The sequence below is a fragment of the Nonomuraea sp. NPDC005730 genome, from assembly GCF_040630865.1.
GTDB lineage: Bacteria > Actinomycetota > Actinomycetes > Streptosporangiales > Streptosporangiaceae > Nonomuraea.
On sequence record NZ_JBEXYK010000033.1, the window covers coordinates 56,344 to 81,595 of the forward strand.

21 protein-coding genes are annotated in these 25,252 nt (G+C 73.2%); 7 read left to right on the forward strand and 14 right to left on the reverse strand.

Annotated features, from left to right (window positions below):
• Positions 1–75: 75 nt before the first annotated feature.
• Positions 76–2,577, reverse strand: a complete 2,502-nt coding sequence (locus ABZ444_RS30635; RefSeq protein ID WP_358004192.1) for a DNA topoisomerase IV subunit A — start codon at positions 2,575–2,577, stop codon at positions 76–78.
• A 123-nt stretch (positions 2,578–2,700) separates the two neighbouring features.
• On the opposite strand from ABZ444_RS30635, the gene ABZ444_RS30640 reads away from it, so the two are divergent.
• Positions 2,701–3,537, forward strand: a complete 837-nt coding sequence (locus ABZ444_RS30640) for a TauD/TfdA family dioxygenase (RefSeq protein WP_358004195.1) — start codon at positions 2,701–2,703, stop codon at positions 3,535–3,537.
• Here the strand turns inward: ABZ444_RS30640 and ABZ444_RS30645 are convergent.
• Positions 3,527–4,354, reverse strand: coding sequence for a hypothetical protein (locus ABZ444_RS30645; protein ID WP_358004199.1), 828 nt, complete (start codon positions 4,352–4,354; stop codon positions 3,527–3,529). The two genes, ABZ444_RS30640 and ABZ444_RS30645, sit on opposite strands and share 11 nt — an antisense overlap.
• Positions 4,355–4,509: 155 nt before the next feature.
• Here ABZ444_RS30645 and ABZ444_RS30650 point away from each other — a divergent pair, with 155 nt between their 5' ends.
• Complete coding sequence (locus ABZ444_RS30650; RefSeq protein WP_358004202.1) at positions 4,510–6,597, forward strand: RecQ family ATP-dependent DNA helicase; 2,088 nt, start codon at positions 4,510–4,512, stop codon at positions 6,595–6,597.
• Between the two features lie 51 nt (positions 6,598–6,648).
• Here ABZ444_RS30650 and ABZ444_RS30655 read toward each other — a convergent pair whose 3' ends face one another.
• Positions 6,649–7,542: a sugar kinase gene (locus ABZ444_RS30655; protein WP_357965626.1), complete on the reverse strand. Its 894-nt coding sequence runs from the start codon at positions 7,540–7,542 to the stop codon at positions 6,649–6,651.
• Positions 7,543–7,709: 167 nt separating this feature from the next.
• Between ABZ444_RS30655 and ABZ444_RS30660 the strand changes: the two genes are divergently transcribed.
• From ABZ444_RS30660 to ABZ444_RS30675, 4 genes are all read left to right on the forward strand, one after another.
• Positions 7,710–10,379, forward strand: coding sequence for a GNAT family N-acetyltransferase (locus ABZ444_RS30660; protein WP_358004204.1), 2,670 nt, complete (start codon positions 7,710–7,712; stop codon positions 10,377–10,379).
• Positions 10,380–10,475: 96 nt separating this feature from the next.
• Positions 10,476–11,066, forward strand: a complete 591-nt coding sequence (locus ABZ444_RS30665) for a DUF5998 family protein (RefSeq protein WP_352323634.1) — start codon at positions 10,476–10,478, stop codon at positions 11,064–11,066.
• Between the two features lie 92 nt (positions 11,067–11,158).
• Positions 11,159–12,271 carry a nucleotide pyrophosphatase/phosphodiesterase family protein gene (locus ABZ444_RS30670; protein ID WP_358004207.1) on the forward strand — a complete coding sequence of 371 codons (1,113 nt, stop codon included), beginning with the start codon at positions 11,159–11,161 and terminating at the stop codon, positions 12,269–12,271.
• The gene (locus ABZ444_RS30675) at positions 12,268–13,080 is read left to right on the forward strand and encodes a sulfurtransferase (RefSeq protein WP_358004210.1); all 813 of its coding nucleotides are present in this window, start codon (positions 12,268–12,270) and stop codon (positions 13,078–13,080) included. The genes ABZ444_RS30670 and ABZ444_RS30675 overlap by 4 nt, the downstream gene beginning before the upstream one ends.
• Before the next feature lie 13 nt (positions 13,081–13,093).
• Here the strand turns inward: ABZ444_RS30675 and ABZ444_RS30680 are convergent, their stop codons facing one another.
• The 4 genes from ABZ444_RS30680 to ABZ444_RS30695 form a co-directional block, all read right to left on the reverse strand.
• Positions 13,094–15,646 (reverse strand): CHAT domain-containing tetratricopeptide repeat protein, encoded by a 2,553-nt coding sequence (locus tag ABZ444_RS30680; protein WP_358004213.1) that lies wholly within the window; start codon positions 15,644–15,646, stop codon positions 13,094–13,096.
• Between the two features lie 66 nt (positions 15,647–15,712).
• Positions 15,713–16,174, reverse strand: a complete 462-nt coding sequence (locus ABZ444_RS30685) for a hypothetical protein (RefSeq protein ID WP_358004215.1) — start codon at positions 16,172–16,174, stop codon at positions 15,713–15,715.
• Positions 16,171–16,731 (reverse strand): sigma-70 family RNA polymerase sigma factor, encoded by a 561-nt coding sequence (locus ABZ444_RS30690; protein WP_358004218.1) that lies wholly within the window; start codon positions 16,729–16,731, stop codon positions 16,171–16,173. The genes ABZ444_RS30685 and ABZ444_RS30690 overlap by 4 nt, the downstream gene beginning before the upstream one ends.
• Positions 16,732–16,803: 72 nt before the next feature.
• Complete coding sequence (locus ABZ444_RS30695; RefSeq protein WP_358004221.1) at positions 16,804–17,817, reverse strand: S8/S53 family peptidase; 1,014 nt, start codon at positions 17,815–17,817, stop codon at positions 16,804–16,806.
• Between the two features lie 176 nt (positions 17,818–17,993).
• On the opposite strand from ABZ444_RS30695, the gene ABZ444_RS30700 reads away from it, so the two are divergent.
• Entirely contained in the window at positions 17,994–18,488 is a 495-nt protein-coding gene (locus ABZ444_RS30700) for a DUF3145 domain-containing protein (RefSeq protein ID WP_358004224.1), read from the forward strand.
• A gap of 136 nt (positions 18,489–18,624) precedes the next feature.
• Here ABZ444_RS30700 and ABZ444_RS30705 read toward each other — a convergent pair whose 3' ends face one another.
• The 7 genes from ABZ444_RS30705 to ABZ444_RS30735 all read right to left on the reverse strand — a co-directional run bounded on the left by ABZ444_RS30705 (position 18,625) and on the right by ABZ444_RS30735 (position 25,243).
• Positions 18,625–20,049, reverse strand: a complete 1,425-nt coding sequence (locus ABZ444_RS30705; RefSeq protein WP_358004227.1) for a carboxyl transferase domain-containing protein — start codon at positions 20,047–20,049, stop codon at positions 18,625–18,627.
• Entirely contained in the window at positions 20,049–21,281 is a 1,233-nt protein-coding gene (gene fabF / locus ABZ444_RS30710; protein ID WP_358004230.1) for a beta-ketoacyl-ACP synthase II, read from the reverse strand. The genes ABZ444_RS30705 and fabF overlap by 1 nt, the downstream gene beginning before the upstream one ends.
• A 36-nt stretch (positions 21,282–21,317) precedes the next feature.
• On the reverse strand, positions 21,318–21,557 hold the full coding sequence (locus ABZ444_RS30715; RefSeq protein ID WP_125639869.1) for an acyl carrier protein: 240 nt from the start codon (positions 21,555–21,557) through the stop codon (positions 21,318–21,320).
• 81 nt (positions 21,558–21,638) lie between these two features.
• Complete coding sequence (locus ABZ444_RS30720; protein ID WP_358004233.1) at positions 21,639–22,595, reverse strand: beta-ketoacyl-ACP synthase III; 957 nt, start codon at positions 22,593–22,595, stop codon at positions 21,639–21,641.
• Entirely contained in the window at positions 22,592–23,488 is an 897-nt protein-coding gene (locus tag ABZ444_RS30725) for an ACP S-malonyltransferase (protein WP_358004236.1), read from the reverse strand. The genes ABZ444_RS30720 and ABZ444_RS30725 overlap by 4 nt, the downstream gene beginning before the upstream one ends.
• A gap of 103 nt (positions 23,489–23,591) precedes the next feature.
• The gene (locus tag ABZ444_RS30730; RefSeq protein WP_358004299.1) at positions 23,592–24,716 is read right to left on the reverse strand and encodes a helix-turn-helix domain-containing protein; all 1,125 of its coding nucleotides are present in this window, start codon (positions 24,714–24,716) and stop codon (positions 23,592–23,594) included.
• Positions 24,717–24,811: 95 nt separating this feature from the next.
• Positions 24,812–25,243: a DUF350 domain-containing protein gene (locus tag ABZ444_RS30735; protein WP_357965596.1), complete on the reverse strand. Its 432-nt coding sequence runs from the start codon at positions 25,241–25,243 to the stop codon at positions 24,812–24,814.
• Between the last annotated feature and the right edge of the window lie 9 nt (positions 25,244–25,252).

Sequence of the window (25,252 nt, forward strand, 5' to 3'; positions counted from 1 at the left end):
CCGCACGGGCCTCACGCCGTTCAGGTCGCCCGGAGCCGGCGGAGGGGGCCGGAGCCGCCCTCCGCCGGCCAGGGATCACTCCTCCTCGGCCGCCGGCGGCGGCGGCGCGTCGGCCTCCGGCCCCGCGGCCAGGGCGCCGCCGACGGCGCCGATGGTGTGCGTCAGCCGCACGCCCGACCCGTCGCGGCGGCCGATCTCCTCCGGCAGCGGCACCGGCTTGCCCACCGCCGACACGGCCTTGGCGGGCGCGGGGCCGGCCCAGGCGAGCAGCAGCTCGTCCTCGCCCTTCAGGAATCGCTGGGCGCGCACGCCGCCGGTGGCCCGGCCCTTGGGCGGGAACTCGGCGTAGTCGGAGACCTTGCCGCCCCCGACCTGCGTGCCCGGCAGCGCCGTCGAGGACCCGGCCACGGTGACCACCTGCGCCGGGCGCGAGGGGTCGACCACGCCGAACCAGATCGCCCGGGCGCCGTCGTCGAGCCGGATGCCGGCCATGCCGCCGGCCGGACGCCCCTGGGGACGCACCAGCGAGGCCGGGTAACGCAGGAGCTGGGCGTCGGAGGAGATGAAGACCAGGTCGTGGTCCTCGGAGTCGAGTTCGGCGGCGCCCACCACGGTGTCGCCGTCCTTGAGGGTGATCACTTCGAAGTCGTCGCGGTTGGCCGGGTAGTCGGGCACCACCCGCTTGACCACGCCCTGGGCCGTGCCGAGCGCCAGCCCGGGGCTGTCGGGGTCGAGCGAGCCGAGGCCCACGACCTTCTCGTCGGGCTGCAGCGAGACGAACTCGGAGACCGGATGGCCGCCCGACAACGTCGGCGGGTTGGCCGAGGGCGGCAGCGTCGGCAGGTCGACCACCTGCACCCGGATCAACCGCCCGAGCGACGTCACCACGCCCACCTCGCCGCGTACGGACGTGCGCGCCACCGACACCAGCACGTCGTGCGCCGACCGATCGCCCTCACCCGCCAGCGGAGCCGCGTCGGAGGTGCGGGCCAGCAGCCCCGTGGAGGACAGCAGCGCCCAGCACGGGTCGTCGGCCACCTGGAGCGAGGCCACCGGCGTGCGGGCCACGCCCGGCGCCTCCAGCAGCACGGTACGGCGCGGCGTGGCGTACTTCTTGGCCACCTCGGCCAGCTCGCCCGAGACCACCTGCCGCAGCTTCGCCTCCGAGGACAGGATCTCGGTGAGCGCCGCGATCTCCTCGCTCAGCGTCTCCTTCTCCTGGTCGAGCTCCAGCTTGTCGAACCGGGTCAGCCGGCGTAGCGGCGTGTCGAGGATGTAGGCGGCCTGGATCTCGGTCAGGTCGAAGACCTCCATCAACCGGGCGCGGGCCTGCGCCGAGTCGTCGGAGGAACGGATGACCTGGATGACCTCGTCGATGTTGAGCAGCGCGATGATCAGGCCGTCGACCAGGTGCAGGCGCTCCTCGCGCTTGCGCCGGCGGTACTCGGACCTGCGCCGCACGACCTCCAGCCGGTGGTCGACGTAGACCTGCAGCAGCTCGCGCAGGCCGAGCGTGCGCGGCTCGCCGTCGACCAGGGCGACGTTGTTGATGCCGAAGGTCTCCTCCATCGGCGTGAGCCGGTAGAGCTCCTCCAGGACGGCCTCGGGGATGAAGCCGTTCTTGATCTCGATGACCAGGCGCAGGCCCTTGTGCCGGTCGGTGAGGTCCTTCAGGTCGGCGATGCCCTGGAGCTTCTTGCTGGTCACCAGCTCCTTGATCTTGGTGACCACGCGCTCGGGGCCGACGTTGTAGGGCAGCTCGGTGACGATGATGCCCTTGCGCCGCGGCGTGATCTGCTCGACCGCGCACCTGGCCCGCATGCGGAACGTGCCGCGCCCGGTCTCGTAGGCGTCGCGCACGCCCTGCAGCCCGATGATCGAGCCGCCGGTCGGCAGGTCGGGGCCGGGCACGAACTTCATCAGCTCGTCGAGCGTGGCGTCGGGCTTCTTGATCAGGTGGCGGGCGGCGGCCACGACCTCGGCGAGGTTGTGCGGCGCCATGTTGGTCGCCATGCCGACCGCGATGCCGGTGGTGCCGTTGACCAGCAGGTTGGGGAACGCCGACGGCATGACCGTGGGCTCGGTCTCCTGGCCGTCGTAGTTGGGCTTGAAGTTGACGGTGTCCTCGTCGAGCGACTCCACCATGAGCATCGCCGCCGGGGCCAGCCTGGCCTCGGTGTACCGCATGGCGGCCGGCAGGTCGTCGGGGGAGCCGAAGTTGCCGTGGCCGTCGACCAGCGGCAGGCGCATCGAGAACGGCTGCGCCAGGCGCACGAGGGCGTCGTAGATGGCGCTGTCGCCATGGGGGTGGAGCTTGCCCATGACGTCGCCGACGACGCGCGAGGACTTGACGTGGCCGCGGTCGGGACGCAGGCCCATCTCGCTCATGGAGTAGAGGATGCGCCGCTGCACCGGTTTGAGGCCGTCGCGAGCGTCGGGCAGAGCCCGCTGGTAGATCACCGAGTACGCGTACTCGAGATAGCTCTTTCGCATCTCCGAGGAGACGTCGATGTCGACGATCCGCTCCTCGAAGTCCTCAGGCGGGGGTGCAGTCGTACGTCGGGCCATGTCGAACATTGTGCCGAAGAGACTCGGGTGCCCGCGACTCGTCGGCGCGCCGCCCTGGTCTTGACCAAGCAATTGCTTGGGTCTTAACGTCGGAGGCGAGGACCCCGTCCCCCCGCCTCCGGAGGCTCCGCCATGATCGAGTTCCATCCCGTGACCAAGCACATCGGCGCCGAGGTCACCGGGGTCGATCTGCGCAAACCCCTCTCCCCGGAGGACGTCGCGACCCTGCGCGAGGGATGGCTGAGGCACCTGGTGCTGTTCTTCCGCGACCAGCACATCGACGACGAGCAGCACCTGCAGTTCGCCCTCAACTTCGGCACGCTCAACCATCCGGCGTTCAAGAAGGACTCCGGCAGCCCGATCCACATCCTCGACCAGACCTCCCCGAAAGGCGAGGGCGGGGACGAATGGCACAGCGACAACACCTTCGAGCCCACGCCGCCGATGGGCTCGCTGCTGCGCTGCATGCAACTGCCGAGCGTGGGCGGCGACACCTGCTGGGCCAACACCTACCTGGCCTACGAGACGCTGTCGCCGTCGATCCAGCGGCTGTGCGACGAGCTGACCGCCGTGCACGACATCACGATGTCGATGAAGAAGGCGATCTCCAAGGGGCACCCGTTCGACCTGGCCGAGATCCAGGCCAAATGGCCGCCGATAGAGCGCCCGGTGGTCCGCGTGCACGCCGAGACCGGGCGCAAGGCCCTGTTCGTCAACCGCGCCTCCACCACCCGCCTGGTGGGGCTGAGCGACCGCGAGAACGAGGCCCTGCTGCCGCTGCTCATCGACCACATCCGCTCGCCCGAGTACCAGTGCAGGCTGAACTGGCGTCCCGGCACGCTGGCCTTCTGGGACAACCGCCCCACCCAGCACTACGCGGTCGCCGACTACACCGAACGCCGCCGCATGCACCGCGTCACGATCAACGCCTTCCCCGAGCACGCGGACAAGGAGCGCCTCACAGCTTGAGCCAGGCCCAGCTCGACAGGGCGAAGAACAGGAACAGCAGCACCTCCACGCCGTAGACGATGTTGCGTCCGGTCGGGCCGAACAGCACGTACGCCACGGCGGCGAGCGTGCACCCGACCACGAGGAGCACGTCCACCACCCCCAGCACGATCGCCAGCGCGAGGCGCACCAGGAACCACAGGAAGCCCAGGCCGAACCAGCTCGACATCGTGGAGTCGTCGTAGGCCCACCTCGACAGCGCCATGGGGGAGTAGAAGGAGGTGTCCCAGTACTCCTGCCAGCGCTCCCCGACGCCCGCCGACCGCTCCTTGACGGCGGCCTCGGCGTTCTTGAACTCGATGGTCTGCACGGTGCCGTTCGTCACGTCGATGAGCACCTGCCGGCGGACGACCTGGATCACGGCCGTGCCGTTCACCACGGCCATGAACTCGCCGGAACCGCTGTTGACCTTGTAGATGTGGTCGAAGCCCGCCACGTCCGGCTTGTCCGGGCTCTTGCGGGCGTCGCGGACGACCACGTAGAAGGCGTCGTCGTCGGCCTCGGGCAGGTTGTACTCGGCGCCGATCGAGAAGACGCCGACCGGCGTGACCAGCGAGGTCTCCCCCGAGAGCCGCACGACGCCGTCGCTTCCCCACTCCAGCTTCACCGGCAGGAAGGCGGGGTGGTAGGACGCCTTCACGTCGGTCCCGGCGCAGCCCGCCGTGGTGAGGATCATGACGGCCAGCACCACCCGGGCCATCATCTCGAAGTGATCTTTCGTGCTCCTCCGGCGACGCGTCGCCGCCGGTACGACCGGGGTGTGGACAAGCCCCGTCATCAGCCCTCCTGGGGGGCGAAAGCGCTTGATGACTGCTCAACGTCCCGTCCGGCCTCCCGGTTCCGGACGACGGGCCCCGCGCCTTCCGGCCCTTCGACCGGGCGGAGACGCGCGGTGGGCCTGTTCCGTCGGTGGAAGCTGGTAATAAGGGGGGCATGATTGAAGCCCCCGACGCGGCGATGCTGCGCGAAGAGGCCGAGGAGCGGCTGCGAGCCCTGGCCGGCGACCACGCCCGGCTGCGCGACGACCAGTGGTCCGCCATCGAGGCGCTCGTGCTCGACCGGCGCAGGGTCCTCGTCGTGCAGCGCACCGGCTGGGGCAAGTCGGCCGTCTACTTCGTGGCCACCGCCCTGCTGCGCGAGCTCGGCGAGGGCCCCACGGTCATCGTCTCGCCGCTGCTCGCCCTCATGCGCAACCAGATCGCCGCCGCCGAGCGCGCCGGCATCAGGGCCGTCACGATCAACTCCGCCAACCCCGAGGCGTGGGAGGAGATCTACGGCCAGGTCGCCGAGGGCATGGTCGACGTGCTGCTGGTCAGCCCCGAGCGGCTCAACAACCCCGACTTCCGCGACAACGTGCTGCCCGAGCTGGCCGATAGCGCCGGGCTCGTGGTCGTCGACGAGGCCCACTGCATCTCCGACTGGGGCCACGACTTCCGGCCCGACTACCGCCGGCTCGCCACGCTGTTCGACGAGCTGCCGCCCGGCATCCCGGTGCTGGCCACCACCGCCACGGCCAACGCCCGCGTCACCCGCGACGTCGCCGAGCAGATGGGCGAGGGCACGTTCGTGCTGCGCGGCCCGCTGGAGCGCGAGAGCCTCCACCTGAGCGTCGTCAAGCTGCCCTCGGCCGAGCAGCGCCTGGCCTGGCTGGCCCAGACCCTGCGCGAGCTGCCGGGCTCCGGCATCGTCTACACGCTCACCGTCGCCGCCGCCCACGAGATCGCCGGCTACCTGCGCGAGCAGGGCCACGAGGTGGCCGCCTACTCCGGCCAGACCGACCCGGCCGAGCGGCTGGCCGCGGAGGAGGCGCTGCTCAACAACAAGATCAAGGCGCTGGTCGCCACGAGCGCGCTCGGCATGGGGTTCGACAAGCCCGACCTGGGCTTCGTCGTGCACGTCGGCGCGCCGCAGTCGCCCGTCGCCTACTACCAGCAGGTCGGCCGGGCCGGGCGCGGCGTCGAGCGGGCCGAGGTCATCCTGCTGCCCGGCACGGAAGACCGCGAGATCTGGGCCTACTTCACCTCACTGGCCTTCCCGCCCGAGCCCGTCGTGCGCGCCACGCTCCAGGCGCTCGAACAGGGCGGCGTGATGTCCACCCAGGCCCTGGAGACCGCGGTCGACCTGAGCCGCAGCCGCCTGGAGATGATGCTCAAGGTCCTCGACGTCGACGGCGCCGTGCGCCGGGTCAAGGGCGGCTGGGAGTCGACCGGCGAGCCCTGGGCCTACGACACCGAGCGCTACGCCCGCATCGCCGCCGAGCGCAAGGCCGAGCAGGACGCCATGCTGCGCTACCTGACCACCGACGAGTGCCGCGAGCGGTACCTGCGCAGGCACCTCGACGACGAGACGGCCACGCCCTGCGGCCGCTGCGACAACTGCACCGGCCACCACCGCTCGCCGGAGATCGCCGCCCAGGCCGTCGAGACCGCCCGCGAACGCCTGAGCAGGCCCGGCGTCGAGATCGAGGCGCGCAGGCAGTGGCCCACCGGCCTGGCCGACCTGTCCGGCAGGATCAAGCCCGAGCTCGGCGCCGAGCCGGGCCGCGCGCTCGGCCGGCTGACCGACATCGGCTGGGGCAACCGGCTGCGCGAGCTGCTCGCCGGAGCCGACGGACCGATGGCCGACGACATGTTCAAGGCCGTCGTCCAGGTGTTGTCGGCGTGGGGCTGGCGGGAACGGCCGGTGGCCGTGGTCAACGTGCCGTCGGCGACGCGCCCGCAGCTCGTGCGCGGCTTCGCCGAACGGCTGGCCCAGGTGGGCCGGCTGACCTACCTGGGCGAGCTGGGCTACCGGGCGGGGTCGCCCGGCCGGCAGTTCAACAGCGCCAAGCGCGTCCAGGCGATCAGGGGCACGCTGGCGATGCCCAAAGACCTCGGCGTCGCGATCGCCCAGTGCGGCGGCCCGGTGCTGCTGATCGACGACCGCGTCGACACGGGCTGGACGATGACCCTGGCGGCGGCCCTGATCCGGCACGCGGGCGCGCCAGCGGTGTTGCCGCTCGCGCTGGCCACCACGTCCTGACCGGCGGGGAACGTCCCGGCCGGGGCAGGAGAAGCCCGGCCGGGGAGCGGGTCAGAACGGCGGGCGCGCGCCCAGGTGCATGATGGCCTTGGCGGCGAGCCGGCAGCCGGCGGCCAGCGACTCGGCCGGCGGCTTGCCGGCCAGCCACGGCGGCAGGAACCCGGCCGAGAACGCGTCGCCCGCGCCCGTGCCGTCAACGATCTTGTCGACCGGCTCGGCGGCCACCCGGACCGGGTCGGGGCGGCCGTTGCTGAACCACAGCGCGCCCTCGGCGTTCATCTTGATGACGACCTGCGGGAACCACGCGGTGAGCACCTTGGCGGCGGCCTCGGCGTCGTCGCGGCCGGTCAGCACCTTGGCCTGGTCGATGTTGGCGAACAGCAGCTTCGCGCCGTTGGTCCATTCGAGGAACGGCTCGGCGCCCGTGCGCTCCAGCGGCGCCGAGGAGGCGCAGTCGACCGAGATCGACATGCCCGTGCGGCGCGCCATGTCGAGCGCCGCCAGGCCGGCGTCGCGCGAGCCCTCGTTGACCAGCGTGTAGCCCGACAGATGCAGGTGGGCGCCCGAGGTGAACAGGTCGCGCGGCAGGTCTTCGGGGGACAGGGCGGCGTTGGCGCCGGGGTCGGAGAGCATCGTGCGCTCGCCCTTGTGCGTGACGAGCACCACGCAGGTGCCGGTGGGCCGCTCGGGATCCATGACGAGCCGGGCGTCGACGCCGTAGCCCATCAGCTCCATGTCGCGGTTGCGGCCGGTGATGTCGGCGCCCCGGCGGCCGATGAAGGCCACCTCCGCGCCCTCTACGGCGAGCCACGAGGCGATGTTGGCGCCGGAGCCGCCGCCGTGCATCGTCACGATCGCGGGCGTGTCGCTCGCGCGGGCGAGCGCGTAACGGGCGCGGGCGACCGCGTCGGTCATGAGATCGCCCACCACGACGACCCGCGTCATGATGCCACCACCTTGCTGCCTTCAGAACGACCCTGGCCACGGCAAAACTAACAGCTTCCGGGCTGTTCGTGGGGCTGACCCCGGACACCGGGCAGCAGTCGATGCACAAGCGTTGCCCAAGAGGCCCGCCGGTCTTGGCATGTGGGATGCGGGTTTACGCTCGTGGCGTGGAGGCACAGTATCCGGCTCACTGGGAGGCCGACGTCGTCCTGGCCGACGGGGGCACCGCCCACGTGCGCCCCATCAGGCCCGCCGACGCCGACCGTCTCCGTGCTTTCTACTCCCGTCTGTCGGCCGAGTCGATCTATTTCCGGTTCTTCGGCCCCCGGCCCCGGCTGTCCGACCGCGACGTCGAGCGCTTCACCAACGTCGACTACGACAACCGCGTGGCCCTCATCGCCACCATCGGCGCCGAGATGGTCGCGGTGATCCGCTACGACCGCACCGAGCCGGGCGAGGCCGAGGTCGCCTTCCTGGTCGAGGACGCCCACCAGGGCAGGGGCGTGGCCTCCGTCCTGCTGGAGCACCTGGCGGCCACGGCCCGCGAGCGCGGCATCGAACGGTTCGTCGCCGACGTGCTGCCCGCCAACATGAAGATGATGGGCGTCCTGCGCCAGGCCGGTTACACCGCGCAGAGCCAGTTCGCCGACGGCGTCGTCCGCATGACCCTCGACCTGACCCCGACCGAGACCTCGGCCGAGGTGACCACCTCGCGCGAGCACCGGGCCGAGTCCCGGTCGATCGCGCGCCTGCTGGCCCCCGGCTCGGTCGCGGTCATCGGCGCCTCGCGCGAGCCCGGCGGCGTCGGCCAGACCGTCCTGCGCAACCTGCTGGCGGCCGACTTCACCGGCCCGGTCTACCCCGTCCACCGCCAGGTGCGGGCCGTCGCGGGCGTGCGGGCCTACCCGAGCGTGACCGAGATCGACGGCGAGGTCGACCTGGCGGTCGTGGCCGTGCCCGCCGAGGGCGTCCTCGACGTGGTCAAGGAGTGCGCCGAGAAGGGCGTCCACGGGCTGGTCGTGGTCTCCTCCGGGTTCGGCGAGACGGGCGTCTCCGGCCGCGCCCGGCAGGACGAGCTGGCCCGCATCGCCCGCTCCTACGGCCTGCGCGTGGTCGGCCCCAACTGCCTGGGCATCGCCAACACCGACCCGGCCGTCAAGCTCAACGCCACGCTGGCCGCCACCGTGCCGGGCCGCGGCCGGGTGGGCTTCTTCAGCCAGTCGGGCGCGCTCGGCACCGCGCTGCTCCAGCGCGTGGCCCAGCGCGGCATGGGCATCTCGTCGTTCGTCTCGGCCGGCAACCGCGCCGACGTCTCGGGCAACGACCTCCTGCAGTACTGGGAGGAGGACGCCGCGACCGAGGTCATCCTGCTCTACCTGGAGTCGCTGGGAAACCCGCGCAAGTTCACCCGGCTGGCCAGGCGCATCGCGCGCAACAAGCCGATCGTGGTGGTCAAGAGCGGCGGCACCCCGGCCGGCCACTCGGCCGAGGAGCTCGGGCTGCCCGACTCCGCGATCAGCTCCCTGTTCGCCCAGGCGGGCCTGATCAGGGTCGACGACCTCATCCAGCTCTTCGACGTGGGCCAGCTGCTGGCCTACCAGCCGCTGCCCGCCGGGCCCAGGGTCGCGCTCGTGACCAACTCCGACGCCCTGGGCCTGCTGGCCGCCGACTCCTGCCTGGCGGCCGGCCTCGAACCGCGCCCGCCGGTCAACCTGGGCGCCGCGGCCGGGCCGGCCGAGTTCGGCGCGGCGCTCGCCGGCGAGCTGGCCGCCGAGGAGGTCGACGCGGCCGTCGTGATCTACATGCCGCCGATCCCCGGCGAGTCGGACGAGGTGGCGGCCGAGCTGCTGCGCGTCTCGCAGGGGGCCGCCAAGCCCGTGCTGGCCACGTTCCGCGGGCATCTCGGCATGCATCCGTCGCTGCGCGTGCCCAGCGGCTCCGGCGGCACGCCCGCACGGGGCTCCATCCCGTCGTACGCGGCGCCGGAGGAGGCGGTCAGGGCCCTGGCCCACGTGGTGCGGTACGCCACCTGGCGGGCGCATCCGGCCGTGCCGCCGCCCGAGCTCGACGGCCTCGACACCGCCCGCGCCCGCGAGCTGGTGCTGGCCGCGCTGTCCGGCGCCCCGGCACCGGCGGGGGAGGAGCCGGGCGGGTTCGCCGAGCCCGGCCCGCCGGTCGAGATCGACGCCACCGAGCTGCTGTCGTCCTACGGGCTGACCGTCTGGCCCGCCGAGGTCGTCCGCTCGCCGGAGGAGGCCGTCGGCGCCGCCGAACGGCTCGGCTGGCCCGTGGTGCTCAAGGTGGCCGACCCGGGCGCCTCGCGTCGCGCGGGCACCGTACGCCTGGGGCTCACCGGTCCCGAGATGGTGCGCCACGCTTACGCCGAGTTCGCCGACCAGCTCGGCGAGCGGGTCGAGCTGGCCGTGCAGCGCATGGCGCCGCAGCCGGCCGTGCCCACCGTCGTGGGGGTCGTCGAGGACCGCGCGTTCGGGCCGGTGGTCTCGTTCGGGCTCGGCGAGGTCACCGCCCGCCTGCTGCTCGACCAGGGCTTCCGGCTGGCCCCGCTGACCGGCGAGGACGCCGCCGCCCTGGTGCGCTCCGTACGCGCGGCCCCGCTGCTGTTCGGCCAGTACGGCTACCCGCCCGTCGCCGTCCCCGCCCTGGAGGAGCTGCTCGTACGCGTGGGCCGCCTGGCCAACGACCTGCCGCAGGTGGCCCGGCTCGACCTCGACCAGGTGCTGGTGGGGGAGTCGGAGGTGCTGATCCTGGGCGCCCGCGCCACCCTGCGCACCCCGGCCGGACCACGCCTGGACGGCGGCCCGAGAAGGCTCTCCTGACCACGCCCACAATCTCATTCATGTCTGGACAAAGACGTTGATAGAGCGTTATGTCTGGCGGGTGAGTGCACTGCGCGGCCCTGGCAGGATGGAGGCATGAGGGAAACCCGAGTCTCAGCCGCGGGCCTGCGTGAAGCGATCGAGCGCAGCGGCTACTACCCCGACCTCGTCACCGATGCGGTCGAATCCGCGCTGGGCAAGGAGGCCGTGACCGCGTTCGTGGTCCACCACGAGGCCACCTTCGATCCCGCGATGGAGGTCCGCAGGCACGTCACCGTCCTGGTGCTGTCGACGACGAGGCTGCTGGTCTGCCACACCGACGAACACCCGGCGGTCGAGGGCGTCTCGGCCTCCCACGCGTCCACGACCACCGAGGCGGTCCGCCTGAGCCGCGTGCAGTCGGTGGCCGTCACCCGCGTGGTGCCCGACCCGGCCTCCTACGTGCCGGGCGTCCCGCCCACGGAGGTCACCCTCACCATCGGCTGGGGCGCCATCTCCCACGTCGACCTGGAGCCCGCCACCTGCGGCGACGAGAACTGCGACGCCGACCACGGCTACACCGGCGCGATCACGGCCGACGACCTGTCGCTGCGGGTCAGCGAGGCGGCCGACGGCCCCGAGGCGGTCACCCACGTGCTGGCCTTCGCCAAGGCCCTGTCCGAGGCCACCGCCCGAGCCGCCGCCTGACCACGACGGCCCGCCGTTCGGCACATCGCCCGGCCACCCCCGGTCACCGTCAGGGCCGCCGCCTGACCACCCCCGGCCACTAGGATGTGGGGATGCTGCCGGACTACGGCGCCGGGTCGCTGGCGGACCTCCCCGGTTCGCTGCTGGCCGCCGTCGGCCTGACCGAGCCCAACCCGCTGGCCCTCGACCCCGCGGCGCGCGTCTGCCTGCTCCTGGTCGACGGCCTGGGGGCCGAGCTGCTCCGCGCCCACCCCGAGACCGCCCCCTTCCTGTCCGCCCTGCCCGCCCGCATCCTCACCGCCGGTTTCCCCGCCACCACCGTCACCAGCCTGTGCTCGCTCGGCACCGGCCTGACCCCCGGCGAGCACGGCATGGTCGGCCTGACGCTGGCCGTCCCCGGCACCGGCCACCTGTTCAACTGCCTGCGCTGGACCCTCCCCGGCGGCCGGACGATGGACCCCGAGGAGTGGCAGCCCGCCACCACCGTCTACCAGCGCGCCGCGGCCCAGGGCGTCGACGCCGTCTACGTCGCCCCCGCCGAGTTCGAGGGCTCCGGCCTGACCAGGGCCGTCTACCGCGGCGTCCGCTACGTGGCCGCCGACGGCGTCGACGACATCGTCGCCCGCGTCGGCGAGGTGCTGCGCGCCGCGCCCCGCGCCCACGTCACCGCCTACTACGGCAAGCTCGACGCCGTCGGCCACCTGGCCGGATGGGGTGGCGAGGAGTGGCTGAGCGAGCTGGCCGTGGTCGACGGCCTGGCCCGGCGGCTGGCCGAGTCCCTGCCGCCCGGTTCGGCCCTCTACGTCACCGCCGACCACGGCATGGTCAACGCCACCGAGAAGATCGACGCCGAGCGTGTGCCCGCACTGACCGAGGGCGTGGCGCTGCTCGGCGGCGAGGCCCGGGCCAGGCATGTCTACGCCGAGCCCGGAGCCGCGGGGCACGTCCTGGAGGCGTGGCGCGCGACCCTCGGCGACCGCGCCTGGGTAGTGTCCAGGCAGGAGGCGGTCGAGTCCGGCTGGTTCGGGCCCCGGGTGCGCGAGGCGTGGCTGGGCCGCATCGGCGACGTCGTGGCCGTGCCGCGCGCCGGTCTGGCCGTCACCGCCCCCACCCGTCATCCGATCGAGGCGCTGTTCACCGGCTACCACGGCTCGCTGACCGCCGCCGAGCTCAACGTCCCGCTGCTGGAGGTATCCACCCGATGAGTGCGCTGATCACGCCCGCCGAGCTCGCCGCGCTGCCCGACGTGTCCGTGCTCGACGTGCGCTGGCGGCTCGGCGGCCCGCCCGGCGTGGAGCTCTACCGCGAGGGGCACCTCGCCGGCGCCGTCTTCTGCGACGTCGACGCCGACCTCGCCGCGCCCCCCGGCCCCGCCGGCCGCCACCCACTGCTCGGCGCCGACGAGTTCCAGCGGGCCATGCGCGCGCTGGGCGTGTCCGACGGTCGTCCGGTCGTGGTCTACGACGACGCCGGCTCCACGACCGCCGCCCGCGCCTGGTGGGCTCTGCGCTACTTCGGCCACCGGTCCGTACGCGTGCTCGACGGCGGCCTGGCGGCCTGGGCCGAGGCCGGCCTGCCGGTCACGAAGGACGAGCCCGAGGTCGCGCCGGGCGACTTCACCGCCAGGCCCGGCGGCATGCCGACGCTGACCGCCGACGAGGCCGCCGCGGTGGCCGCAGAGGGCGTGCTGCTCGACGCCCGCGCCGCCGAACGGTACCGCGGCGAGGTCGAGCCCGTCGATCCGGTGGCCGGGCACGTGCCCGGCGCGGTGAACGCGCCCACGACCGGCAACGTCGACCAGGGCGGCAGGTTCCTCGCCCCCGCCGTCCTGCGCGACCGCTTCGCCGGGCTGGGCGTGCGCGAGAGCGTCCCGGTGGGCGCCTACTGCGGGTCGGGGGTCACCGCCGCCCACGAGGTGCTGGCCCTGGAGCTGGCCGGCGTGCCCGCGGCACTCTACGTCGGCTCCTGGTCGAACTGGGTCGCCGACCCGGCCCGCCCGGTGGCCACCGGCTGAGGCCGGAACGCGGTCAGCCGGCCGGGTGGAGCGGCCGGTCGCCCGCCCCGAAACAGACGAACCCCAGCAGGCCGGTCTTGGCCGACGCGCAGGCCAGAGCCGCGTCCGGCGCCTGCCCGGCGGCCAGCAGCTCGTGGAAGGTGCCCATCATGGCCATCGCCGCCTCGTCCCCGATGGGCACCATCCCCGCCACCACGCACGAGCTCCCGCGCGCCAGGAACGTGCCCGGCAGCCCCAGCGGCGCCCCCTCCGCCGGCGTACGGGCCATGCCCGAGTTGCACGCCGACAACACGACCAGCTCCGGCGCGCGGTGCAGGCCCAGCAGGTCGTAGGCCATGAGCTGCCCGTCGCCGAGGGTGATGCCGGACAGCAGCGGGCTGCGGGCGTGGAAGGCGCCGTGCGCGGCCAGATGGAGGACGTCGGCCTCGCCGAGCGCCGCCAGCACGTCGTCCCTGCGGCCGGGCACCGCCCGCGCGCCCGGATGGCAGGCCAGCACGCGGGCCACCTCCTCCTCCGCGTGGGCCAGCTCGGGCCCGGCCGCCGCCAGCACCACCGGCGCTCCCTCCCGCACGCGGGCCCGCCGCCGCGCGCCCACCCACGCCGCCGCGCTCGCCGCCACGCTCACGGGACGCTCGCGCAGCCCCGGCAGCGCACCCCAGGGCAGGGTGTGCAACGGCCCCACCGGCACCACCACCAGCGGCCGGTCACCCAGCTCGGCCACGAGCGGCCCCAGCAGCAGCCGCTCCAGCTCCGCGCCGGCGCCGGTCAGCTCGGTGAGCGCCTGCGCGGGACCGGCCACGTCGAGGCCCGCACCCCACTGACGCAGGGCGTGGCGCAGCCGCATGATCGCCTCACGCGCCTGCCGCACGCCGCCCAGCCGCCGCAGGATCAGCCGGTCGGCGGTGATCAGCACCACCAGCAGCGTCTCCTCGTCGGCCACGAACTCCACCAGCGCCGCGCCGTCGAGCGCCGCCCGCACCCGGTCGATCTCCACCAGGCCGCACGCGTGTTCCGGCGCCGCGACCGCGCGCCACCGCTCGGCCCACTCGAACACCTCGCCCGCGCACCCGTCGCGCACCGCCAGGCCCAGCCCGAAGGCGGCCAGCCGCTCCCCGGACCGGGCCGCGTGCGCCCGCAGCGCCGGATCCTCGAACGTCTCCACCTGCCCGCTCACCTCGGCCAGCCCGTCGCGGACCGCCCGCAGCGCGCCCGTGACGTCCTCCCGCAGCGCCGCCTCCAGAGCCAGGGCGTGCTGGCGTACGGTCGCCGGGATCGGCGCGAGCTGCGTGGTCTGCGGCTCGGGGGCCAGCGAGGTCAGGCGGGTGCCGGCCGGCATCCAGCGCTCGGCGCGTTCGGCGTGCCGGGTGAGCCTGCGCAGCTGGGCCGAGGCCACCGGATGGTCGTCGACGGAGAGCGCCGCCTCGGCCGCGCTCAGCCGCAGCGCCGCGGCGGCGGCCACGTGCGAGGAGACGTCCTCCAGCTCGTCGGCGCACTTGATCAGATCGGCGACCAGCTCGGACGTGACCGGCCCGAGCGCCAGCCGGGCGCGCAGGACGACCTCGCCGGCCAGCGGCAGCCACGACGGCCGCTCCTGCTCGGCCAGCTCGCGCGCCGCCTGCTCGGCCACCTGCCGCGCCCGGTGGGGGTCGCCGGTGAGCAGCTCGACCTGGGCCAGCTTCAGCCGCGCCTCGGCCAGCGCCACCTGCGCGCCGGAGGACTCCAGATCGGGCACGGCCAGGCTCAGCATCGCCCTGGCCTCGCCGGGCAGGTGCGCCGCCAGCAGCGCGCCGGCGAAGTCGGCCCGCATCGTGGCCAGCCGCTCGGGGAAGCCGAACAGGGTGTCCTCGGCCTCCCGGTAGTGCTCGAACGCGCCCGCGATGTCGCCCCGCCGCACGGCGAGGAACGGCAGGTTGGCGGCCGACAGCCGGGCCAGGTGGCGCAGGCCGGCGTACTGGGCGATCTGCAGGCAGGCCGCGATGTCGCGCATGGCGGCGTCCCAGTCGCCGCGGTAGGCGTGGATCAGGCCGCGGTTGAGCAGGCCGCCGGCCAGGAACCGCCGGTCGTCGACCGTGCCGGGCGCGGCCACGAGGGCCCGCAGCGACCGGTCGCAGGCGGCGATGGCCTCCTGGTGGCGGCCCAGGTGGGCCAGGGCGACCGCGCGCTGCGTGTCGAGCTTGGCCCGGTCGAGCGGCGACAGGTAGGCCCAGGCCAGGGCGGCCACGCGCAGGGCCTGGAGCGGGTGCCCGCGCTCGGTGCGCACGGTGACCAGCGACAGCCGCGCCTGGGCCTGGCGCTCGGCCGGGGCGCCCGGGGTGGCGATGGCCTGCCGCAGGCAGTGTTCGGCGGCCAGGAGATCGCCCAGCTCGCGGGCGGCCAGCGCCATGGCGCGCAACGCGATCGCCTCGGCCGCGGGCGCCTCGGCACGGCGGGCGGCGGCCAGCACGGTGCGGCCGGCGTAGAGGGCCTGCTCGGGATCGACGTGCGCGCGCAGCACGGCGGCCTCGGCCGCCTCGACGAGCGGACCGTGGTCGGCTGCTGATCCTGGTGGGGGAGAAGTGACGCTCATGGCGGGCTGACCGGCGGGGAGGAGGGGTGGGGGCGTACTGTGCGGGCGCGTGCCTGGGCGGCGGCGTCACGGCCGGATGCGCACCCACCTGGTCTGGACGGGGGCGTGACCGGGACGGTGGTACACGACGCTCAGCCATCCGGGCGGCAGCCCGGTGGCGGCGAACCGGCCGTTCTGGGTGACCTGCCGGGTGAGCGTCAGGTGGGGGGTGCGCACGTCGATGACGGCGCCCTCCCCGGGATCGGGAAAGATCTGCCCGGCGACGTCGATCAGCCCGTCGCCCACGGTCACCTCCAGGTCGAAGGTGAGACCGTCGGTGACGAACCGCACCAGATGGGAGCCGTCATCGCGGTCGGGCGCACCGGACCGCGCCGCGCGGCCCCCGCCGTGGTCGGCCGGGGTGGCGGTCACCGCCTGGGGAACGCGCAGCCCGTAGATGTCACGGGCGGCGGCCGACACGTGTCCGGGCATCGGATCCATGCCGGCGGCCAGCCGGAGCGCCGCCAGGAAGTACTCGTCGTTGATCATTGCGCTGTCTCCTGTAGTGAGAGCAGAGTGCGCAGTTTCTCCAGGCAGCGGGCCCTGGTCGGCCCCACGCTGCCCACGGGCAACCCGAGCCGCATCGCCATCTGCTGGTTTCCGAGATCGGTCGCGACCAGCTGCAGCAGAGTGCGGCAGGGTTCCTGCAGGGCGGAGACCGACTTCCACAGCAGACGCCTGCCGTCGGCCTCCAGCACGGCGGACGCGGGGTCGGGCTCCTCGACGGCCCCGAAGGTGGGCCTGCCCTCCGGATCGGCGACCAGCAGGCCCGACGGCTCCTTCCGCAGCAGGAGGAGCGCCTCACGGCGGGTGGTGGTCATCAGCCAGCCGCCCACCCGCGAGGGCTCGCGGATGTCGTGCATGTGCTGGAGCAGCCGCAGCCAGGCACCCTGGACCGCGTCGGCGGCGTCGGCCTCGCCCAGCCCGCACGAGCGGGCCAGCGCCCACATGCGCGGGCCGAACCGGGACTCCATCTCGTCCCAGGCGGATCGGTCGCCGTCGGCCGCGTCGCGGAGCAGCTCCGCCGGATCGCGCGAGTCGCTCATGCGGCCTCCTTTCGTCCCGCACGGGGAGGTCATCCTGCCTCCGCGTGATTGGCCGAGGACTGAGCGTAAACTCTACAGACTCGTGGGTACGAGAACTCCCAGATCGGGAATTTGCCGGGACTGCCGGGGGTCGAGCAGTCGTTCGACGGCTTCCTTGGCCGGTTCGCGCCGGGCGGCGTCGGCCACGGCTCCCGACACCAGCGCGGTGGCGAACGACGTGCCGCTCCAGGCCGCGTAGCCGGTGAACTCGCCCGTGTCCAGGAAACTGCTGGTCAACCAGTCGCCGCGGGCGCAGGCGTCGACCCAGGTGCCGTACCCGGAGAAGGGCGCGCGGCGCTCCTGGGCGGCGTCGAGGGCCGCCACGCCCACCGCGCACGGCAGGGCGGCGGGCCAGAACGGCCGGTCGGAGGCGGTGTTGCCGGCGCAGGCCACCGTCACCGTGTCCTTCAGCGCGCCGATGGCGTCGGCCAGCATGGGCGGCGGCCGGTCGTCGAAGGAGTGGCAGCCGAAGGAGAGGTTGAGCACCTGGGGCGGGTCCTCGCGCATGCGGTGGAGGGTGCGCACCACGGTCGCCTCGTCGCCCAGGCCGTCGCCGTCGAGCACCCGGCGGACCCGCAGCCTGGCGCCCGGCGCCCGGCGGGTCAGCAGGCCGGCCACGAACGTGCCGTGCCCGGCCTGCGCCCCCTGGGCCGCGTCGGCGCTCTCCGGGCCGAGCCTGGCGTACCAGTCGCTGCCCGACCACCACGGATGCTTGGCCACGCCGGTGTCGAGCAGGGCCACGACCACGTCCGAACGTGACCTGGCCGGCCTGAAGGAGACCGGCGGCGTGGGGAACGGCCGGGACGCCGGCCCGCCGAAGAACAGCGGCTGGCCGGTGAGCACGTGGTTGGGTGAGGCCCGGAAGCCCCGGTCGCGCAGCTCGGCGGTGATCTCGCACGGGTCCACCCCGGCCGACAGGTGCAGGACGGTGACCCCGTCGGCCTCGGAGACCGCCTGCGTCCAGCGGGCGGCGGCCGACACCGCGCCCCGGTCGACCAGCACCTGACCTGGCCGGATGAACGCCTCGCCGACAGATTGCATGTCCATGAGCCGGTATGTTTCCCCGCCCGCCACAACTGTCACGTGACACGCCCGCACCAACTTGGTATGGCCCCCCTCTGGTGTCCGATGGCGACCGACGGTAGTCTTCCCCTAGTCACTTGTGATCATCCTGGGGCGAGGCCGTTGGGGAAGGCGCACCTCGTACCGAAACGGGAGGTCCGGTGTCTGCTCGTGGCGTCCTTTACGTCCACTCGGCTCAGCCCGCGCTGTGCCCTCACATCGAATGGGCAGTCGCGGGTGTCCTCGGCGTGCCCGTTGATCTGACGTGGACACCGCAACCAGCCGCGCCGAACGTCGTGCGCGCGCAGGCGGAGTGGGAGGGCCGCGCCGGCATCGCGGCGGCCATCGCCTCTTCCCTCATGGGCTGGCAGCGCCTGAGATTCGAGATCACCGAGGATCCCTCGCCCGGCGTCGACGGCTCCAGACACGCCTACACGCCGACGCTCGGCGCCTTCACGGCGGCCATCGGCGCGGCCGGCGACATCATGATCCCCGAAGACCGCCTGCGTGCCGCCATGATGATGGCCGCCCAGGGCCGGTGCGTGCTGGAGGACGAGCTCGACAAGCTGCTCGGCCGGCCGTGGGACGAAGAGCTGGAGCCCTTCAGGTACGCCGGCGACGGCGCTCCCGTCCGCTGGCTGCACGCCGCCGTCTGACCTGCCCCACCTCCCGCCGAGCGCCTGCCGGGGGCGGCCCGCGGCAAGCGCGTCACGCCCTGAGCCGCCCGGCTTCTTGAACAACGGAAAGGCCCCGCACCGGGTCTCGGTGCGGGGCCTTTCGCGGGACTGACCTCTACAGCGGGATGTTGCCGTGGGCGCCCCTGGCAGGGGTGGCCTGGGCGAGCACCTTGGCGATGGCGCCGCGCGTCTCCGCGGGCTTGATCACCTCGTCGATGACGCCCAGCTCCTGGGCCCGTGCCAGGCCGCCGGCGAGCTGCTCGTGCTCCTCGGCGAGCCGCTGCTCCAGCGCCGGCCGCTCCTCCTCGGGCGCGGCGGCGAGCTCGCGCCGCTTGAGCACGCGCACCGCCGCCACGGCCCCCATGACCGCCACCTGGGTGGTCGGCCAGGCGAACACCCTGGTGGCGCCCAGCGCCCGCGAGTTCATCGCGATGTACGCCCCGCCGTACGCCTTGCGGGTGACCAGCGTGACCCGGGGCACCGACGCCTCGGCGAAGGCGTGCAGCAGCTTGGCGCCGCGCCGGACCACGCCGTCGTGCTCCTGGCCGACGCCCGGCAGGTAACCGGGCACGTCCACGAGGACAACCAATGGCACTCCGAAGGCGTCACACATACGTACGAAGCGAGCGGCTTTCTCGGCGGACGTGGCGTCGAGGCAGCCGCCCAGCCGCAGCGGGTTGTTGGCGACGACGCCGACCGTCCGGCCGCCGAGGCGGCCCAGCGACGTGACGACGTTGGGCGCCCATTTGGCGTGCAGTTCGACGCCGGCCTCGTCGAGCAGGCCGTTGACCAGCGGCTTGACGTCGTACGCCCGGCGCGCGGACTCCGGCAGCAGCGAGGAGAAGTCGACCTCCTCGATCGCGCCGGGCCGCACCCGGCCCTGGTGGCCGAGCAGCGTGGCGAGCCGGCGCGCCTGGAGGTAGGCGTCGGCCTCGGTCTTGGTGACGACGTGCACGACGCCGCTGCGCCTGCTGTGCGGCTCGGGGCCGCCCAGCGCCTCGCTGTCGACGCTCTCGCCGGTGACGCTGCGCACGACGTCGGGGCCGGTCACGAAGATGCGGCCGGTGTCGGCCAGGATCACCAGGTCGGTGAGCGCGGGGCCGTAGGCGGCGCCGCCGGCCGCCGGGCCGACGACCACCGAGATCTGCGGCACGACGCCCGACGCCTTGGTCATGGCCGCGAACACCCGGCCGACGGCGTGCAGCGACTCGACGCCTTCGGCGAGCCGGGCGCCGCCGGAGTGCCAGATGCCGATGACCGGCACCCGCTCCCGGACGGCCACGTCGTAGGCGTGCACGATGTGCTCGCAGCCCTCGCTGCCCATCGCGCCGCCCTGGAAGCGCGCGTCGCTGCAGAAGGCGGCGACGGGCACGCCCTCGATCCTGCCCATGGCGGCCAGGACGCCGCTGTTGTCCTGCGGGGTGATGAGCCGCAGCGAGCCCTCGTCGAGCAGCGCTGCCAGGCGGACGACTGGATCGCGGGGGTCGGCGGGCTCCTGGCCGGAGCCCTCACCCACCACCCGGCTGTCCAGTACGGTCATCAAGCCCCCTTGAAGACGACGGTCACGTTGTGCCCGCCGAACCCGAAGGAGTTGTTGACCGCGGCGATGTCGCCCTGCGGCAGCGAGCGGTTCGCGCCGTGGACGATGTCGACCTCGATGCCGTCGTCGAGGTTGTCGAGGTTGATGGTGGCCGGGACGATCCGGTCCTGCAGCGCCTTGATCGTGAAGACGGACTCGATGCCGCCGGCGCCGCCGAGCAGGTGACCGGTCATGGACTTGGTCGAGGTGACCAGCGGGTGGGTGCCGATGGCCTTGGCCACGGCCTGCACCTCGCCGACGTCGCCCGCCGGGGTGGAGGTGGCGTGCGCGTTGACGTGCTTGACGTCGAGGCCGGTGATCTCGGCGTCGGTCAGCGCCTGCGTCATCGCCATGATGATGCCGCGGCCCTCGGGCTCGGGCTGGGTGATGTGGTGGGCGTCGGCCGAGTAGCCGACGCCGGCGGCGTAGGCGTAGATGCGCGCGCCGCGCGCCTTGGCGTGCTCCTCCGACTCCAGCACCACGATGCCGGCGCCCTCGCCGAGCACGAACCCGTCACGGTCGCGGTCCCACGGCCGGGAGGCGCCCTGCGGGTCGTCGTTGCGGGTGGACATCGCCCGCGCGGCGGCGAAGGCGGCGATGTTGAGGCCGTGGATGGCGGCCTCGGTGCCGCCGGCGACCACCACGTCGGCGCGGCCGAGCCGGATCATGTCCATGGCGTAGCCGATCGCCTCGGCGCCGGAGGCGCAGGCGGAGACGGTGGCGTGCACGCCCGCCTGGGCGCCCAGGTCGATGCCGATCCAGGCGGCCGGGCCGTTGGGCATGAGCATCGGCACGGTGAAGGGCGACAGCCGGTTCCAGCCGCGCTCCTTCCACGTGTCGTAGGCGGTCAGCGTGGTGGTGATGCCGCCGATGCCGCTGGAGACCACGACGCCCAGCCGCTCGGGAGCCACCTCGGGGGCGCCGGCGTCCTGCCAGGCCTCCCTGGCGGCGACCAGGGCGAACTGCTCGCTGCGGTCGAGACGGCGGGCCTCGGGGCGGGGCAGCACCTCGGTGGGGTCGACCGCCGCCGTCCCCGCGAACCGCACGGGGACGGAGTCGATCCACTCCGTGGTGAGGGTCTCCACACCCGACTGACCGGCGAGGAGCGCCGTCCAGGTCGAGGTGACGTCTCCACCGACGGGCGTCGTCGCGCCGAGCCCGGTGACGACGACACGTACCCGGTTCGCACTCACGTTTTCGCGCTCCTTACTGGTCAGAACTGTTGGGCGTCAGGCCTGGATGAAGTTGAGGACGTCCTTGACCGTCTTCAGGTTCTTCAGCTGGTCGTCGGGGATCTCGACGCCGAACTCGTCCTGAGCGGCCACGGCGATCTCGACCATGGACAGGGAGTCGATGTCGAGGTCGTCGACGAAGCTCTTCTCGGGGGTCACCTCGCCGGCCGGAATGCCGGTGATCTCGTTGATGATCTTGCCGAGGCCCGCGAGGATCTCCTGCTCGGTGGCAGCCATGTCGCTATTTCTCCTTCATTTTCTGGTTTCTGTACGGCGTCCGCCGTACGAGCTGAGGTACGGCGGGAGCCGTACCGGATCCTACGGAATCTCGATCACTTGGCCCGCATAGGTCAGACCGGCGCCGAAGCCGAGGATGAGCGCGAGGTCGCCTGAGCGGACCTCGCCGCGCTCCAGCATGCGCGAGAGCGCGAGCGGGATGGAGGCCGCCGACGTGTTGCCCGCGGTGACGATGTCGCGGCCGATGACGGCCTGGTCGGCACCGAGCTTGCGCGCGATGGCCTCGATGATGCGCAGGTTGGCCTGGTGGGGGACGAACGCCGCCAGCTCCGAGGGGTCGACCCCGGCGCGGGCGCACGCCTCCCGGGCCACCGGGTGCAGCGCGGTGGTGGCCCAGCGGAAGACCGTCTGGCCCTCCTGGAAGAGGAACTTCGTCCGGTCGGCGATGGAGATGGCCTCGGACCTGTCGCCGGAGCTGCCCCAGACGACGGGACCGATGCCGGGCGTGTCGGTCGGGCCGACCACGGCGGCGCCGGCGCCGTCGGCGAAGATCACGGCCGTGGAGCGGTCGGTCCAGTCGACCCACTGCGACAGCTTCTCCGAGCCGATGACCAGCACGTTCCTGGCCGCGCCGCCGCGGACCGCGGCGCTGGCGGTGGCCAGCGCGTAGCAGAAGCCGGCGCAGGCGGCGTTGACGTCGAAGGCGCCCGGGGACTGGATGCCCAGCCGGTGGGCCACGAGTGCCGCGGCGTTGGGGATCTGGGTCTCCAGCGTGCAGGTGGCCACGATCACCAGGTCGATCTCGTCGGGGGTCAGGCCGCCGGCGGCCAGCGCCTTGCCGCCGGCCTGGACCGCCATGTCCTCGACGGACTCGGTGGCCGAGGCGACCCGGCGCTCCTTGATCCCGACGCGGGACTGGATCCACTCGTCGTTGGTGTCCATGGTCTTGGCCAGGTCGTCGTTGGTGACGACGTTGTCCGGCTGGTAATGGCCGAGGGCCAGAATCCGGGCGCCGGGGGCGATGTCGGGGATCCTCACTTGATCAGCTCCCTGGCCGCGTCGAGGTCGTCGGGTGTCTTCAGCGCCACGGTCTCGACGCCACGCAGGCCGCGCTTGGCGAGCCCCGTCAGCGTGCCGCCGGGCAGCAGCTCGATCATCTTGGTCACGCCCAGCTCGGCCATCGTCGCCATGCACAGGTCCCAGCGGACCGGGCTGCTGATCTGCGAGATGAGCCGCTGGACGAACTCGGCGCCGGTGGCGGCGGGCCGGCCGTCGGCGTTGGACAGCAGCGTGACCTGCGGGTCGCCGGGCACGACGTTCCAGGCCGCCTCGCGCAGGGCGTCGACGGCGGGGGCCATGTGACCGGTGTGGAACGCGCCGGCCACCTTGAGCGGGATGAGCCTGGCACGGGCGGGCGCGTCGTCCTTGAAGGCGGCGAGCTGCTCCAGTGTGCCGCCCGCCACGATCTGACCAGCGCCGTTGATGTTGGCCGGGGTCAGCCCGTGGCGCTCGATCGCGGCCAGCACGTCGGCCTCCACGCCGCCGAGCACGGCGGTCATGCCGGTCTCGGTGACGGCGGCGGCCTTGGCCATGGCCTGGGCGCGCTCGCGGACCAGGCCCAGCGCCTGCTCGGAGGTGAGCACCCCGGCCAGCGCGGCCGCGGCGAACTCGCCCACGCTGTGGCCGGCCAGCACGTCGGGGGAGGCCCCCAGCGCCTCGGCGGCGGCCAGCGCGGCGGCCACCAGCAGTGGCTGGGCCACGGCGGTGTCGCGGATCTCGTCGGCGTCGGCGGTGGTGCCGTAGGCGACCAGGTCGATCCCGGCGAGCTCCGACCAGCCACCGAGTCTGTCGGCCAGACCGGGCAACTCGAGCCAGGGGGTCAGGAAGCCTGGGGTTTGGGCGCCTTGGCCCGGAGCGACGAGTACAAGCACAAAAACCACCATGCCCTGTAGAACTTCGACACGCGGATGGAGATCCGTACGAACTTTGTCCCGGGTGTTTTGTAGGAACCCTACAGTGAAGATTTCGGGAATGTTACGTTAGGGCCCGCCATGCCGCGGCGCCTTCGGAAAGCCGGCCCAGGATGAGACCGACCTGCAGCGTGAAGGCCGACCTGCCCTCGGTGGGCTGGTAGCCCGTGAGCTCGGTGATCTTCTTCAGACGGTAGCGGACCGTGTTCGGGTGCACGAACAGCAGCCGGGCCGTCGCCTCCAGGGAGGTGCCCTGTTCGAGGTAGGTGGCCAGCGTATCGAGCAGGGGTGTGCCGGCCAACGGCAGGTAGACGTTCTCGATGAGCTGCTCCCTGGCGTCGGCGTCGCCGTCGAGGGCGCGTTCGGCCAGCAGGTCCTCGGCGTGCACCGGCCTGGGGGCGTCCGGCCAGCCCGCGGACGCCTTCAGCCCGGCCAGCGCGGCCCGTGCCGACCGCGCGGCGGCGTGCAGGTCGGGCACCTCGGGACCGATGACGATCGGGCCCACGCCGAAGCGCGCCACGACCTGCCGGGCCGCGTCGTGGACGCTGTCGGCGCCGCCCACGATCACGATCAGCCGGTCGGCCTGCACGCCGGCCAGCAGGTCCATGCCGATGCGGCGGCCCTTGTCGCGCAGGGCGTCGATGACCGCGCGCGGATCGTCGTCGGGGGCGTGCCCGGCGATCACGACGACGGGGGAGGAGGTCCAGCCGAGGGCGGCGGCCCAGGAGTGGAGGCCGTCGTCGACCTCGCCGCGCACCAGCGCGTCGACGATCAGCGCCTCCAGCCTGGCGTCCCAGGAGCCGCGGGCCTCGGCCTCGCGGGCGTAGACGTGCGCGGCGGCGAAGGCCACGTCGCGGGTGTAGCGGAGCATGGCCTGCTGGAGCTGGTCCTCGCCGCCCGGCGCGGCCAGCTCGTCGGTCTGGGCCTCGACCACTTCGACCACGACCCTGACGATGTCGACCGTCTGCTGGAGCGAGATCGAGCGCTTGAGCTCGCGCGGGGCCGTGCCGAAGAACTCGATGCTGGGCGTCGGGCGGTTCTCGCCGGCGTGCTGGAACCACTCCACGAACGCGGCGATGCCGGCCTGGGCCACCAGGCCCACCCACGAGCGGTCCTCGGCGCTGAGCGCCCGGAACCAGGGGAGCTGGTCGTCCATGCGGGCCATCGCCGCCGTGCCGAGCGCGCCCATGGCGCGCTCGAGCCTTCGCGTGGTGTCCTCCCGGGTCCGGTCTGTCACGTCTCCTAGAGTGCCAGGTCGGTTCCGATGACCGGAACGGTGGTGTTTCAGATGACCGCAACCGCCGTGATCAGGCCGATCGCCACATGGGTGACCGCCAGCAGGCGCGCACCGGGCTGCAGCTCCGGCTCCTTCACCAGCTCGCGTACGGAGATCCCGACGACCTTGTCGAACACCAGCATCGCCACCGTCTGCACCACGATGCCGACCAGCCCGAACACGGCCGTGCCCGCGAGCCCTTCGGCCAGCCGGCCGCCGGAGGACCAGATGGACGCGGCCACGATGAGCCCGATCGCCGCCAGCGCGGACGTGGTGAGCAGCGTGGCGTTGGCGTTGCGCTCGGTGCGGATGATCTCGCTCAGCTTGCCGGGCGTGGCCCAGTCGATCACGTAGAAGCCGACGATCAGGAGGATCACGCCGACGGCGGCGTACGCGGCGATCGCGCCGGCGCCGCGGGCCAGGACTTCGAGAAGGGTCACGTCATTTCC